Raw genomic sequence first — 13,615 nt, forward strand, 5'->3', positions numbered from 1 at the left:
GCAAGCTGTGCGTCTACAACATAAATATATAATTTAAACTTTGCTGTAGACGTTGAGCTTGCTCACGTGAGAAGCGCAGCTTCTATATTTTTGCCCTTGAGCCAAAACACATCACGCCAGCAAGCTGTGCGTCTACAACATAAATGTATAATTTAAAATTTGCTGTAGACGTTGAGCTTGCTCACGTGAGAAGCGCAGCTTCTATATTTTTACCCTTGAGCTAAAACACATCACGCCAGCAAGCTGTGCGTCTACAACATACATATATAATTTAAAATTTGCTGTAGACGTTGAGCTTGCTCACGTGAGAAGCGGAGCTTCTATATTTTTGCCCTTGAGCTAAAACACATCACGCCAGCAAGCTGTGCGTCTACAAAATAAATATATAATTTTAAATTTGCTGTAGGCGTTGAGCTTGCTCACGTGAGAAGCGCAGCTTCTATATTTTTACTCTTGAGCCAAAACACATCACGCCAGCAAGCTGTGCGTCTACAAAATAAATATATAATTTTAAATTTGCTGTAGACGTTGAGCTTGCTCTCGTGAGAAGCGCAGCTTCTATATTTTTGCCGTTGAGCTAAAACACATCACGCCAGCAAGCTGTGCGTCTACAACATAAATATATAATTTAAACTTTGCTGTAGACGTTGAGCTTGCTCACGTGAGAAGCGCAGCTTCTATATTTTTGCCCTTGAGCCAAAACACATCACGCCAGCAAGCTGTGCGTCTACAACATACATATATAATTTTAAATGTGCTGTAGACGTTGAGCTTGCTCACGTGAGAAGCGCAGCTTCTATATTTTTGCCCTTGAGCTAAAACACATCACGCCAGCAAGCTGTGCGTCTACAAAATAACTTACGAGATTTGCTCGTCACGCCAGCAAGCTGTGCGTCTACAAAATAACATACGAGCTTTGCTCGTCACATATACAATTCACAAACAAAAAAGCCGCTGTATTAAACAGCGGCTTTTAATAAATTTATCGTTAAAAACTAGTGCTCTTCATTAACGATATTGAGATTGTACTTAGGTATTTCAACCACTAGGTCTTCATCTCTTATAATTGCTTGGCAACCAAGGCGCGATTCAGGCTCTAAACCCCATGCTTTATCTAGCATGTCATCTTCTAGCTCATCACTTTCGTCAAGTGAATCAAATCCTTCACGAATCACTAAGTGACACGTAGTACATGCACACGACTTTTCACAGGCATGCGCAATGCTAATACCATTTTTAAGTGCAGCGTCGAGTACCGTTTGGCCTGTTGGTGCTTCAATTGCAGCGCCGTCAGGACATAATTCAGGATGTGGAAGAAAAACAATTTGTGGCATTCTAATCTCTCTTAAATGTTGTCTACTGACTGCCCTGTAAGGGCCTTTTTAATTGATGCATCCATTCTACGCGATGCAAAATCGCTACTCGCATTATCGACTTTTTCGATAGCTGCTTTAATTTCACTAGGCTCTTGTGCATTTTCGCGCACTTTTACCAGTTCTGCAATTTCAGCGCGTAAGTTAGCTAGTTGCGTATCGTCAAGCAATGCTCCATCGCTTGCAAGTGATGCATTAAGCGCCTCAATTACGCGCAACGCTTCTACTTGTTGCTCTTTAAGCATACGTGCTTGCATGTCGCCTTTGGCGTTGCTCATTGACTCTTTTAGCATATTAGCTACTTGGTCATCAGATAAACCAAACGACGGTTTAACCTGAATCTCAGCTTGTACGCCTGTTGATTTTTCCATAGCTGAAACACTTAATAGACCATCGGCATCAACTTTGAAGGTAACACGAATATGCGCAGCGCCTGCCGCCATTGGTGGAATACCTTTTAAGCTAAACTTAGCAAGCGATCGACAATCATCAACAAGCTCACGCTCACCTTGCAGCACATGTAGTGACATAGCGGTTTGGCCGTCTTTAAACGTTGTAAATTCTTGTGCGCGTGCTACCGGAATTGTCGTGTTACGTGGGATGATTTTTTCAACCAAACCACCCATCGTTTCAAGGCCCAGTGATAACGGTAATACATCAAGCAATAACATGTCAGAATCGGGCTTATTGCCAATTAACACGTCGGCTTGAAGCGCGGCACCTAAGGCTACAACACGATCAGGATCGATTGAAGTTAGCGGCTCTTTATCAAAAAAACTTTGTACTTGGCTACGTACTAATGGCATACGGGTTGAGCCGCCTACCATAATAACTTGCAGTATTTCTTCGTTTTCTATGCCAGCATCTTTTACAGCACGACGACACGAACGCAGTGTTTTTTTAACCAGCGGCATAGCCATTTCGTCAAACGTTTCGCGCGTTACTTCTACTGTGTATTTTTGATCGTCAAACTCAAGACCCACGTTTACTTTAGCGTATTGGCTTAATGCTTCTTTACACGCTTTTGCTTTATTGATGAATAAACGTAAAACTGAAGACGATAACGCCGACACACCAGTTTGCTGCTTAAAGTAATCAACAAGGAGCGAGTCAAAGTCATCGCCGCCGAGGCTAGAGTCGCCACCGGTTGCCATTACTTCAAACACACCTTGGTGTAATCTAAGTACTGATATATCAAATGTACCACCGCCTAAATCGTAAACAGCAATAATGCCTTCTTGGCCAGAATCTAAACCATAGGCAACGGCTGCTGCTGTTGGCTCGTTTAATAAACGCAGTACGTTAATACCAGCAAGTTCTGCGGCATCTTTAGTACTTTGGCGCTGTGCGTCATCAAAGTACGCAGGTACTGTAATTACCGCCCCTAAAATTTCTTGGTTGCCAAAACTTTGCTCAGCTCGTGCTTTTAGTGCAGCTAAAATATGGCTTGATGCTTTAATTGGACTGATTTTACCTGCCGCAGTTTCTATTGCTAACGCACCATTGTGCTCACAAAATTCATACGGTAGTTGCCCATAACTTTGCTCTATTTCAGCCTGAGTTTTACCTAAAAAACGCTTAACCGAAATAAGTGTATTAGCAGGGTCTTGCGTTGCTGCTTGAGCAGCCTCTGCGCCAACAGTAATACCGCCTGCTTGATAACGAACAACCGACGGTAACATAGCCGCGCCAAGATCATCAGTTAACGTGCGGGCTTCGCCACTTTGCACTGTTGCAACTAATGAATTGGTTGTACCAAGGTCAATACCAATCGCTAGTTTATGTTCGTGTGGTGCCGCGCTCTGCCCCGGCTCAGCAATTTGCAATAATGCCATAATGCTCTTTAAACTCGTGTTGCTCGCTTTGCAGCAAGTAATTAATCGTCAAATAAACTGTCTTCAATACGCTCTAGTTCGTCACGTAACTTATAAACAAACTTCAGTTTACGAATATTATCAGCGGCAAGTTGATATTGCTGCTCATCGTTACTTGCGAGTTGATCGGCAAGTTGTGCACTGTACTGCGTGTTTAGTTGCTTAATTTGTTTTTCAAAATTTGCAATCGCAGTATCAGGATCGCTTGCTGATGTTAGCTCTTCAAGTTCTTCGCGAAGTTCCATTTGTTGCATTAAAAACATTGGATCTTGCAAGGTTTGCTGCTCTGCACGAATATCAACGCCTAGCTCGCTCAGCATATACTCGGCACGCTTTACTGGGTGCTTTAATATTTGCAACGCATCGTTAATTTCGGCGGCGCTTTGCACGGCCATTAACTTATCGCGGCTGCTCGCATTCGCGTGGCGATCTGGATGTACAGTACGCTGTAATTCCAAGTAGTGCTTGTTAACTGTTGCTAAATCAATATTGTAATCAACGGGGACTGCAAATAATTCAAAGTAACGCATAACTTCAACCAATAAAATTCAGAAATTAATTTCAAAAATAACAAAGCCCTACATTAACTGGCAGGGCTTATTGATACTACAAAGATATTTTAAGCTTAAACGGTAAAGCTTTCGCCACAACCACACTCATCTGCTTGATTAGGGTTTCTAAATTTAAACCCTTCATTTAAGCCTTCTTTAGTGTAGTCGAGCTCTGTGCCGTCAATGTAAACTAAGCTTTTAGCGTCAACAATTAATGTGACACCTTTAGCAGCAAAAGTTTCATCGTCTTCGTTTAAATCGTCAACAAACTCAAGTACATAAGCAAGACCTGAACAGCCCGTCGTTTTAATGCCAACGCGCAGGCCTAAACCTTTGCCGCGGTTTGCTAAAAATGATTGTACGCGGTTTGCTGCCGCATCTGTCAATGTCACTGCCATGAGTTTCTCTTCTTACTTCGCTTGTTTGCTTTTGTAGTCTGCAATTGCTGCTTGAATTGCGTCTTCGGCTAAAATTGAACAGTGAATTTTCACTGGTGGTAATTCAAGCTCTGCACTGATATCAGTGTTTTTAATTGTCGCTGCTTCGTCTAGCGTTTTGCCTTTAACCCACTCTGTTACAAGTGAAGAAGAAGCAATTGCGCTACCACAACCGTAGGTTTTGAATTTTGCATCTTCAATAACGCCTTCGGCAGATACTTTGATTTGCAATTTCATTACGTCACCACATGCTGGTGCGCCTACCATACCCGTTGCCACTGACGGATCGTTCTTATCTAGAGTACCTACGTTACGTGGGTTTTCTACGTGGTCGATTACTTTATCACTATAAGCCATTATTCTATCCTCATTACCTGCTAGGGTATGTGCTCACACTATTAGTGGTGAGCCCATTCAACTGAATCTAAATCAATACCTTCTTGATGCATCTCCCAAAGTGGAGACATCTCACGTAGGCGACCGATAGAGTTTTTCATTAATTCGACGGTGTAATCAATCTCTTCTTCGGTAGTAAAGCGACCAATACTAAAACGAATTGAGCTATGTGCTAATTCGTCGTTACGGCCAAGTGCACGTAATACATAAGAAGGCTCTAAGCTTGCAGATGTACAGGCTGAACCTGACGATACTGCAATGTCTTTTACTGCCATAAGTAACGACTCACCTTCAACAAAGTTAAAGCTGATGTTTACAATGCCAGGTACTGATTGGTCTTGTGTGCCGTTAAAGTATACTTCGTCCATATCAGCCATAATGCCGTCGATTAAACGATTACGTAGTGCGCTGATGTGTGCGTGATCTTTTTCGAAATCTTGCTTAGCAATTTTAAACGCAGTACCCATACCCACTAATTGGTGAGTTGCTAGTGTACCAGAACGCATACCACGTTCATGTCCGCCACCGTGCATTTGCGCTTCAAGGCGAGCACGTGGTTTACGACGAACGTAAAGTGCACCAACACCTTTAGGGCCATACACTTTATGTGCAGAGAACGACATAAAATCAACTTTAAGCTGTTGCACGTCGATTAATACTTTGCCCGCGCTTTGCGCTGCATCTACGTGGAACATAATTTTACGTTCGCGACACATTTCGCCTATAGTCGCGATATCTTGAATTACACCTAGCTCGTTATTAACGTGCATGATGCTTACAAGTACTGTGTCGTCACGCATTGTGTCGGCAAGTTTTTGCAGATCAAGTAGGCCGTTTTCTTCAACGTCCATGTAAGTTACTTCAAAACCTTGGCGCTCAAGCTCACGACATGTGTCGATTACAGCTTTATGCTCAGTTTTAGCGGTAATAACGTGTTTACCTTTTTTCTTATAAAACTGTGCTGCACCTTTAATAGCTAGGTTATTTGATTCTGTTGCACCCGATGTGAAAACAATTTCACGTGGGTCTGCATTAATTAAATCAGCAATATCTGTACGTGCTTGGTCAACAGCTTCTTCTGCTTGCCAACCAAAACGATGTGAGCGTGACGCAGGATTACCAAACTTACCGTCCATTGTCAGGCACTGCATCATTTCTTTAGCAACACGTTCGTCAACAGGCGTGGTCGCTGCGTAATCTAAATAAATCGGTAACTTCATTTCTCTCTCCGCTGCAGGTCAACCTTAAAGTTGACAGCTTACTTGAATGTTTTCCAACTGCTTAATTGCATTATTGATACTGTTATCTTGGCGCGATGCTATTTCTTTCACATCTGATTTTTCCACCAATTCAGCAAGGGTAATATTATTCAAAAATTCTTCTATGCGTGCGCTTAAGTCTGACCACAAATTATGTGTTAAACAGCGCATACCACTTTGACAGCCGGTATCGGCACCTTGGCAACGTGTAGCATCGACCGATTCGTCTACGGCGCTAATAATATCGCCAACAGAGATAACGCCCGCTTCACGCCCTAGTAAATAACCACCACCAGGCCCACGAACAGAACTTACTAAGCCATTTTTACGTAAACGAGCAAATAATTGTTCAAGGTATGACAAAGAAATTTCTTGTCGCTGTGAAATATCAGCAAGGGCTACAGGACCTACACCTGTGTGCAGTGCAACATCCAGCATCGCTGTAACGGCATATCTGCCTTTTGATGTTAACTTCATAACGCCCCCTGCACAAAGAGTGCAAATTTTAATTACCAGAGTAAATTAGTCAAGTATTATCACTTGATAAAAATTTGATTTAAAACTCTTACTTATTAAATTGTAGAGTTAACAAATTTTTTAATACCTGACCTCTTTGGTCAAGTATTACAGCCATTGTAATTACCTGAGTATTTTAGTCAAGTATTAGCTAGTTATTTAACCACTGGTTTTTATAACTAATCGCTATACCTAAGTTACTTAACCTGAACTCTGGTTACTTAGGGATAGACTTATTAATTGAAGTGAGAATACCGCGTAGAATGTTCATCTCTGCATCTTCTGGACGAGCACGGTTAAATAAACGACGTAGTTTTGTCATTACAATACCTGGGTGCTGTTTTATGATGAAACCGGTGTTAAATAGTGTCTCTTCAAGGTGGTCATAAAACAACTCAGTTTGTTTTGAGCTTGGGTAAACAGTGTCATCTTCTTCAACCTTTTTAGGTTGTTGATTTAAAAACGCCATACGCGTTTCGTAACACAGAGTTTGCACAGCCATCGCTAAATTAAGCGAGCTGTATTCAGGATTCGCAGGGATGCATACATGGTAATTACAAAGCTGTAATTCGTCGTTGCTTAAACCACTGTTTTCGCGACCAAATACTAATGCCACAGGGCCATTTACTGCTTCCGTAACTAGTTTTTCGCCACATTCACGAGGTTCAACCATAGGCCAAGAAAGCGTACGTGAACGTGCACTTGTACCAATTGTTAATGCACAATCGGCAATGGCTTCTTCAACTGTACCAACAATAACAGCATTACCTAAAACATCACTAGCACCTGCAGACAAAGCACTCGCGTGGCTGTCTATTTCACATGCAGGGTCAACTAAATACAGTTTTGATAAACCCATGGTTTTCATGGCGCGAGCCGCCGAACCAATATTGCCTGAGTGTGATGTGTTAACTAAAACAACGCGAATATCATCTAAGATCATTGCTATGCTACTTACCTATGCCAAAAAATTGCGCGAATTCTAACACGAAAGTGTAATAAGATCCTAGATTCAAAAGGCGAGATCCTAAGATCTGGCCTAATATAAGGCATCTTACGTGAGTGAATTCTTGTCGCTGAATTTATGAGATAACAACTGTGATATTAAAGAACAAATGCTTACATATACTTTAACAACCATACGATCATATAAAATAAAACGACATAGTTTACAGATCTAATGGAAATGGTTAGTAGACTCAGTACAGTAAACCAAATTCGTTAACAGCTGATTTTGAATATTTAATTTATTTTATCTAGAAGTAATTTAATCGCGGTGTGAAATTTGTAAGCGAGTAGACTCGGTAACTCTGCTCCACATCTATATAAAAAAAGGAAAATTTCCCCGAGGACAAAATCAAAGGGCTGTGTATGTTTGGCATTCATGCTGCATTATCACCTATTTGTGCGGATAACCCACACACCATGAAAAAACCAAATATACGGCTATAAATTTAATCTCTAAAAATAAACAAGCTCTAACAATTCCAAATATTTATTAATTCAATTTAAGTAAACTTATAGCTTATATCAAAGATAAACCTTTATAAAAACATATAAATAAAACGTAATCTGCTGTTATACTCTTTCTATTCAGAGAGGGTCTTATTCTAGTATGGTTACAATTAAACAAGTGGCTGCCCACGCTGGTGTTTCATTTAAAACAGTATCTCGTGTTGTAAATCATGATCCCACTGTCAAGGATGCTAACCGTGAAAAGATTCTTCGATCGATAAAAGAATTAGGTTATCGACCTAATCGCGCTGCAAGCTTAACACGACGTAAAAAATCAAATATTTACGCTATTATCGCAGATGAATTACTTAGTGTTCCTTATACGTTTGATATTATTCGTGGTGCCCAAGAAATTGCTTGGCAGAAAAATAAAGAACTATTGATCCTCAATGTTAACGAAACCCAAGCGAGTATAGATAAAGCGATTGAAAGTCTTTTAGAGTATCGTGTTGAAGGCGTTATATATTCAGCAATGTACCATCGCCAAGTTATTATCGCTGATGAATTAAAAAAAATACCCACTATTTTGGCCAACTGCTTTCCTGCTTCGAATAATTTCCCCTGTGTTGTACCTGATGAACAACAAGCAGGTGAAGATATTACCGACGCATTAATACGTAAAGGCTATCGTCGAATTGCTTTTTTAAACTTAAATGAAAATATAGTTGCTGCTAAAGGGCGAAAACAAGGCGTTATAAATTCATTTAAAAGGCATGGTTTACCATTAGAAGATTTGCTCATTGAATCGGTTATTATTAGCCAAGCAGACGGCAGTGAAATTTCTACCTCAAGAGAGTCAGCCGCGCGAGTGATAGACGAGTTTAAACCTGATGCAATTATATGTGGTCAAGATCCCATGGCGCTGGAAATTTACTTTGTAGTGCATGACAAAGGAATGGTCGTTGGTAAGGATATTGGTATTGCCAGTTTTGATGATTGGGGCAGTATTCCACAGTTATTACAACCGAACTTAACCACCATGGCACTCCCACATCTTGCAATGGGACGTTGGGCAATGGAGTATCTTATAGAGCAGCGCACTGATATTGTTCACCACCACTTAGCATTTAAATTGATTGCTCGCGATTCGTTTTAATAACGTCTTTTTTTAATGTGAAAAACGACAATACGATAAACACACTGATAACCAAACCCAAATACTGGTAGGCTAGCGCAAAGCCTAAATGATCATATACAACGCCTACCACGACAGCTAGAATTGACGCCATCAATTGAGTCGTAAATTGAAAGCCAATTATATAGATCATTGCTGAATAACGAGCGTCAAAATGCATGTTTATATATTTAAATAACGCAATCAGCATAAGTGGTAATTCAATTGCGTGTAACAATTTCAATACGCTAATACTGATAGAGTCATTAACAATCCCCGAGCAATATATTCGTACCGCCATCAATACACCACTTAACAGCAACGAGTTTTTAACGCCTAAATAATTCACCCACTTTACAGCTAAATACAAAGCAGCAGCCTCAAGCATAACTTGCGCTGAAGTTAAATAGCCAAAAAACTCTCGACCTTGTTCTGGGGTGTCAAAAAAAGAAGTGTAATAAATAGCAAATTGCTGATCAAATACCGCATAAATACAACTTACACCGATCACAAATACACTTAAACGCCATAACCCCGTCGTTTTAAAAAATGACTTAAACTGTCGTGTAGAAGAAAAAGCCTGAGAAGGAATTCGCCCGTGGTTACTTTTTGCGACTTTAACAAAAACTAATAAACCAATTAAACAGAGCGCTGCAATGCTTGATAACCAGTAATTTAAGTTGGGCGCTAAATTATAAGATAAACCTGCGAAATAGCTTGCTGCAGCCCAACCTAGAGATCCCCACATTCGCGCCTTACCAAATTCAAAATACGTGATTCGACTTTGTTTATCTATATAACTCTCAATTACTCCCACTCCAGCCAAAAATGCACATGAAAAAATCCCACCACCTAAGATCGCAGCCAGGTAAAACTGCGTTTGTAGCAGTGGTGCGTATACATAACTAACAAACGGGCCAATCAACATCATAAAAAATGCAATGAAGTAAAGCAGTGTTTTTTGTAAACCAAGTCTATCTTGAAAAATGCCATAGCAAGGCATCACGAGTAAAGCCATGATGGAATTAATACTAAAGATAACCCCGACTTTAGCACTGTTGAGGCCTACCTCTTGACTAAGCCAAATCGGAAATAATGAAAAAGAAAAAGACCATGCCATAAAATAGACAAAGAAAATGACACTTAATAGCCGATAATTGCTACTCATATATCGCATAGCCTTGGAGAAAGGTTAATGACTCTATATTAATATAGAGTCATTTTGGAAGTTATTTTTCTATTGCTATATTATTTAAGCGAATGTCACTCAGTGATATGGACTGCTGAGCACTAACTTGTATTTTATCGTAAGGAGATGTTGGAAAAACAATCGAGGTCATAGAGCTAACCCCCTTATTTACAAACACTTCTATCGACGCTTTATCTACCCATATATCGACATCGTAAGATTTAAGCCCAGTCTGTAATGGTGCTGTTTGTAAAGAAGCAAAACCATCTTCAAAGTCTATTAAACCTGATTGTCTGCGATCAAGTACAAGCTGTCCTTGAGCTGGATTTAGCTGTAACTTAGTGTACTCACCTGTTTCAGAGCTAAGCAAGATATCAATAACTTGTTCAGTATTTAATAAACTAAAGCTCACCTTAAATTGCCCAGGTTCAACAGTAAAAAACTCATCCAACTGATAGCTCTTTGCGCCAGTTAGGGTTGCCTTTTGTTGTGTCTTACTCAATAAACTATTTAGCTCTTTAATAGGTTGGGATGCCAAACGCACGCCTGTTGGCGTTTGCAATAACTTTAATTCTCTGGGAATAGTCATTGCGCTGCGCCATGCTTCTGTAGGTACTTGATTTGCATATTGCCAGTTACTCATCCACCCCATAAATAAGTGTCTACCGTCTTGAACATCAGAAAAAGTCACGCCAGCATAATTATCTGTGCCGTAGTCTAACCATATCGAAGGTTCATACTTTTCATTTGCTGCTTTATCCGAAAATACGATATCAGCAATTTTTATATGCCCCCAATCACCTCGTTCATTGTCTACCACTTTAATATAAGCTTGCTGACCTTTTAAATGACTCACGTTCCAAGAACGTTCAGTCATAGTACCTGTATTATTTCCGCTTGCGGTTTTAACTATCTCGTCATTAACTAACAGCTGTATTGCAGTACTATTGTGATGCTTTCCGCCTGCAATCTTGAAGTTAATGAAATCGTGATCGATCGCAAATGATTTTGAGGTTAACGTGCCAATTGCCTTATCCGAACCTTTAAAAGAACTAGCAATCGTATTTGACGGTTGAGCATTAACTATATGGAATGCTTCACCTGATACTTGCCAATTTTTTAAACCACTTTTGAAGTCAGAAAAATCAAGTCCATGGGGGAAAACTGCTGGCGTTGCTGTGAGCATTTTTTGATAATCGCTATCAAGTACAAATTTTTCACCGTCGAAATCGCCAACAAAGTATTGCGTACCAGAGCCGCCATTTGGAGCGCCAGGGTTTATACTCACTAATAAAACATATTTATATTCATCAGTGCCTTCAATACGCACGCGAATCAGATCTGGACACTCCCATACACCGGCGTGACTGCCCCAATCAGCGCCAAAGTTACTTTCAAATTGCCATGTTTTTAAATCTTTTGAGCTGTAAAAGCCAATATGATCATCTTGAGCCAATACCATGATCCATTGCTGGGTACCCTCATGCCAATTTACTTTAGGATCACGAAAATCTCGGATCCCAGGGTTTTTCAATACCGGATTGTTCGCGTACTTTTTCCATGTACGACCCTTATCGATGCTATAAGCGATGCCTTGTGTTTGAAAATCAATTGCCCCCTGTGCAGCCTTTTTATCGTCATGATAGGTAAATATAGCCACTAATGGTGGATTTTCTTTACTACCAAAACCGCTACTATTTTGCCAATCAACCACCGCACTGCCTGAGAAAATAGTACCGAGCTCATCAGGAGACAACTTAATTTCTTGGTGCTGCCAATCAACCATATCTTTACTAATCGCATGCCCCCAATGCATAGGTCCCCATACAGATGAATCAGGATTATGCTGGTAAAATAGATGATACTCACCTTGGTAATAAACCATACCGTTAGGATCATTCATCCAATGCTTTTTTGGAGTAAAATGAAAAGCAGGACGAAACGCCTCTTTACCAAGTTTATCTAAACCCTCATGGGTGGTTTTTTCAGTTTGGTTTGTCATACTACATGCTGCCAAAAATGATGAAATTAAAACTAAATTAACGGTTCGCATCTAATGCTCCATGTTTATTATTGGTATCTGATGAAATAGCTTCTAAAGAACGTCCTTTTGTTTCTGGCATAAACCACACAACAAAAATCAATTGCCCTAACATCATTAAAGTAAAGAAAGTGAATACTTCAGTGGCACTAAAACGTTCTAAGAAAAATGGCATAAGTAAAGTGATTGCTGCGGCAAAAAACCAATGCGTACCGGAGCCTAAAGACTGCCCTTTTGAACGTACTTTGTTCGGGAATATTTCTGCAATGAAGACCCAAATAACGGTACCTTGGCCAATGGCATGAGCGGCAATAAACACAAATACAAACGCTACAACCGTTAAGCCTCCAGAGTCAGTACTAAATGCCCACGCCACGACAGAGAGGGAAATAACGTAGCCAATTGAGCCGATATACATCAGCGAACGTCGGCCAAATTTATCAATCAACGATAAACCCAGCATGGTAAAACATAAGTTAACCACGCCAATTCCAGCGCCTGAAAGTAAGGATTGATTTACATCCAATCCTGCAAGTTCAAATACGCGCGGTGCATAATAAATAATAAAGTTAATGCCAGATAATTGATTAAATGCGGCAAATAAAAATGCAAATAAAGCCGCCTTATTGTAACTACCACCAAATAGCTTTGATTGACTGTTTTGTAACTTGTCGCGTTCTATGTCATTTAATACTTGGTCTGGGTTTTGTTCACCTAAAGTAACTAAGATTGAACGCGCTTTAGCTTTTTCGTTTTTCTTTTGCACTAACCAACGTGGGCTTTCAGGTGCCTTAATGATCATTAATAAATAAGCTAAGGCCGGTATTGCCTCCACACCTAACATTAAACGCCAGTCAATTGCAGATGTTCCTGCAATCAAAAAATTAGAAACAAACGCAACTAAAATACCAAATACAATTTGAAACTGATAAAGCGCGACCAAACGCCCACGGTACTTAGCAGGTGCAATCTCAGAGATATAAGCAGGTACAACAATTGAAGAAATACCCACTCCCACGCCACCAATAAACCGTAGTAAGGCGAAGCTATATGCGTCAGGTGCCATGGCGGAGCCAAGCGCCGAAACTAAAAACAACACACCGACTAAAATCAATGTGGGTTTTCTACCCCACTTATCGCATGGATAATTACCAGTTAAGGCACCAAGTAGAGTTCCCCACAAAGCTGAAGACATAATAAATAAGCCATGAAATAACGAGCTCGTATTCCATAATGCTTGAATAGGTTTATCCGCACCGGATATAACAGCAGTATCAAAGCCGAATAAAAAACCAGCCACAGCAACAGTGACTGACCAGTAAATAATTTTTTTCATAATCACTCTTAAAG

At 40.2% G+C, this 13,615-nt stretch carries 12 protein-coding genes; 1 reads left to right on the plus strand and 11 read right to left on the minus strand.

Translation table 11 applies throughout. The features are described from left to right. Positions 1-995 precede the first annotated feature (995 nt). From fdx to trmJ, 8 genes are all read right to left on the minus strand, one after another. Positions 996-1,334: an ISC system 2Fe-2S type ferredoxin gene (fdx, locus tag D172_RS15495; protein WP_007377671.1), complete on the minus strand. Its 339-nt coding sequence runs from the start codon at positions 1,332-1,334 to the stop codon at positions 996-998. Positions 1,335-1,345: 11 nt separating this feature from the next. Beyond that, entirely contained in the window at positions 1,346-3,208 is a 1,863-nt protein-coding gene (hscA, locus tag D172_RS15500; protein WP_007377672.1) for a Fe-S protein assembly chaperone HscA, read from the minus strand. Between the two features lie 41 nt (positions 3,209-3,249). Continuing rightward, positions 3,250-3,777 carry a co-chaperone HscB gene (hscB, locus tag D172_RS15505; protein WP_033031194.1) on the minus strand — a complete coding sequence of 176 codons (528 nt, stop codon included), beginning with the start codon at positions 3,775-3,777 and terminating at the stop codon, positions 3,250-3,252. Between the two features lie 95 nt (positions 3,778-3,872). After that, positions 3,873-4,196 carry an iron-sulfur cluster assembly protein IscA gene (gene iscA / locus D172_RS15510; RefSeq protein ID WP_007377674.1) on the minus strand — a complete coding sequence of 108 codons (324 nt, stop codon included), beginning with the start codon at positions 4,194-4,196 and terminating at the stop codon, positions 3,873-3,875. Positions 4,197-4,208: 12 nt separating this feature from the next. Beyond that, positions 4,209-4,592: a Fe-S cluster assembly scaffold IscU gene (gene iscU / locus D172_RS15515; protein ID WP_007377675.1), complete on the minus strand. Its 384-nt coding sequence runs from the start codon at positions 4,590-4,592 to the stop codon at positions 4,209-4,211. 41 nt (positions 4,593-4,633) lie between these two features. Then, positions 4,634-5,851 carry an IscS subfamily cysteine desulfurase gene (locus D172_RS15520; RefSeq protein ID WP_002958425.1) on the minus strand — a complete coding sequence of 406 codons (1,218 nt, stop codon included), beginning with the start codon at positions 5,849-5,851 and terminating at the stop codon, positions 4,634-4,636. Positions 5,852-5,875: 24 nt separating this feature from the next. Then, positions 5,876-6,367: a Fe-S cluster assembly transcriptional regulator IscR gene (gene iscR / locus D172_RS15525; protein ID WP_002958424.1), complete on the minus strand. Its 492-nt coding sequence runs from the start codon at positions 6,365-6,367 to the stop codon at positions 5,876-5,878. Positions 6,368-6,623: 256 nt separating this feature from the next. Next, a complete protein-coding gene (gene trmJ, locus D172_RS15530) occupies positions 6,624-7,349 on the minus strand; it encodes a tRNA (cytosine(32)/uridine(32)-2'-O)-methyltransferase TrmJ (protein WP_007377676.1) in 726 nt (241 codons plus the stop codon). A gap of 672 nt (positions 7,350-8,021) precedes the next feature. Between trmJ and D172_RS15535 the strand changes: the two genes are divergently transcribed. Further along, entirely contained in the window at positions 8,022-9,017 is a 996-nt protein-coding gene (locus D172_RS15535) for a LacI family DNA-binding transcriptional regulator (RefSeq protein ID WP_007377677.1), read from the plus strand. On the opposite strand, the gene D172_RS15540 is transcribed toward D172_RS15535, so the two are convergent. The 3 genes from D172_RS15540 to D172_RS15550 form a co-directional block, all read right to left on the minus strand. Continuing rightward, positions 8,989-10,203 (minus strand): oligosaccharide MFS transporter, encoded by a 1,215-nt coding sequence (locus D172_RS15540; protein ID WP_083503346.1) that lies wholly within the window; start codon positions 10,201-10,203, stop codon positions 8,989-8,991. The genes D172_RS15535 and D172_RS15540 overlap by 29 nt on opposite strands. A gap of 61 nt (positions 10,204-10,264) precedes the next feature. Further along, the gene (locus D172_RS15545; protein WP_007377679.1) at positions 10,265-12,277 is read right to left on the minus strand and encodes a glycoside hydrolase family 32 protein; all 2,013 of its coding nucleotides are present in this window, start codon (positions 12,275-12,277) and stop codon (positions 10,265-10,267) included. Further along, on the minus strand, positions 12,264-13,601 hold the full coding sequence (locus D172_RS15550) for a sugar porter family MFS transporter (RefSeq protein ID WP_007377680.1): 1,338 nt from the start codon (positions 13,599-13,601) through the stop codon (positions 12,264-12,266). The genes D172_RS15545 and D172_RS15550 overlap by 14 nt, the downstream gene beginning before the upstream one ends. Positions 13,602-13,615 lie beyond the last annotated feature (14 nt).

Origin of the sequence: Pseudoalteromonas sp. Bsw20308 (assembly GCF_000310105.2) — a bacterium.
Lineage (GTDB): Bacteria > Pseudomonadota > Gammaproteobacteria > Enterobacterales > Alteromonadaceae > Pseudoalteromonas > Pseudoalteromonas fuliginea.

What these genes read in the sequence shown, in the direction of transcription:
- iscR (WP_002958424.1), bottom strand. Translation starts at nt 6,367, where the DNA reads ATGAAGTTAACATCAAAAGGCAGATATGCCGTTACAGCGATGCTGGAT.
- iscA (WP_007377674.1), bottom strand. Translation starts at nt 4,196, where the DNA reads ATGGCAGTGACATTGACAGATGCGGCAGCAAACCGCGTACAATCATTT.
- fdx (WP_007377671.1), bottom strand. Translation starts at nt 1,334, where the DNA reads ATGCCACAAATTGTTTTTCTTCCACATCCTGAATTATGTCCTGACGGC.
- trmJ (WP_007377676.1), bottom strand. Translation starts at nt 7,349, where the DNA reads ATGATCTTAGATGATATTCGCGTTGTTTTAGTTAACACATCACACTCA.
- D172_RS15545 (WP_007377679.1), bottom strand. Translation starts at nt 12,277, where the DNA reads ATGCGAACCGTTAATTTAGTTTTAATTTCATCATTTTTGGCAGCATGT.
- hscB (WP_033031194.1), bottom strand. Translation starts at nt 3,777, where the DNA reads ATGCGTTACTTTGAATTATTTGCAGTCCCCGTTGATTACAATATTGAT.
- D172_RS15550 (WP_007377680.1), bottom strand. Translation starts at nt 13,601, where the DNA reads ATGAAAAAAATTATTTACTGGTCAGTCACTGTTGCTGTGGCTGGTTTT.
- D172_RS15520 (WP_002958425.1), bottom strand. Translation starts at nt 5,851, where the DNA reads ATGAAGTTACCGATTTATTTAGATTACGCAGCGACCACGCCTGTTGAC.
- D172_RS15540 (WP_083503346.1), bottom strand. Translation starts at nt 10,203, where the DNA reads ATGAGTAGCAATTATCGGCTATTAAGTGTCATTTTCTTTGTCTATTTT.
- hscA (WP_007377672.1), bottom strand. Translation starts at nt 3,208, where the DNA reads ATGGCATTATTGCAAATTGCTGAGCCGGGGCAGAGCGCGGCACCACAC.
- iscU (WP_007377675.1), bottom strand. Translation starts at nt 4,592, where the DNA reads ATGGCTTATAGTGATAAAGTAATCGACCACGTAGAAAACCCACGTAAC.
- D172_RS15535 (WP_007377677.1), top strand. Translation starts at nt 8,022, where the DNA reads ATGGTTACAATTAAACAAGTGGCTGCCCACGCTGGTGTTTCATTTAAA.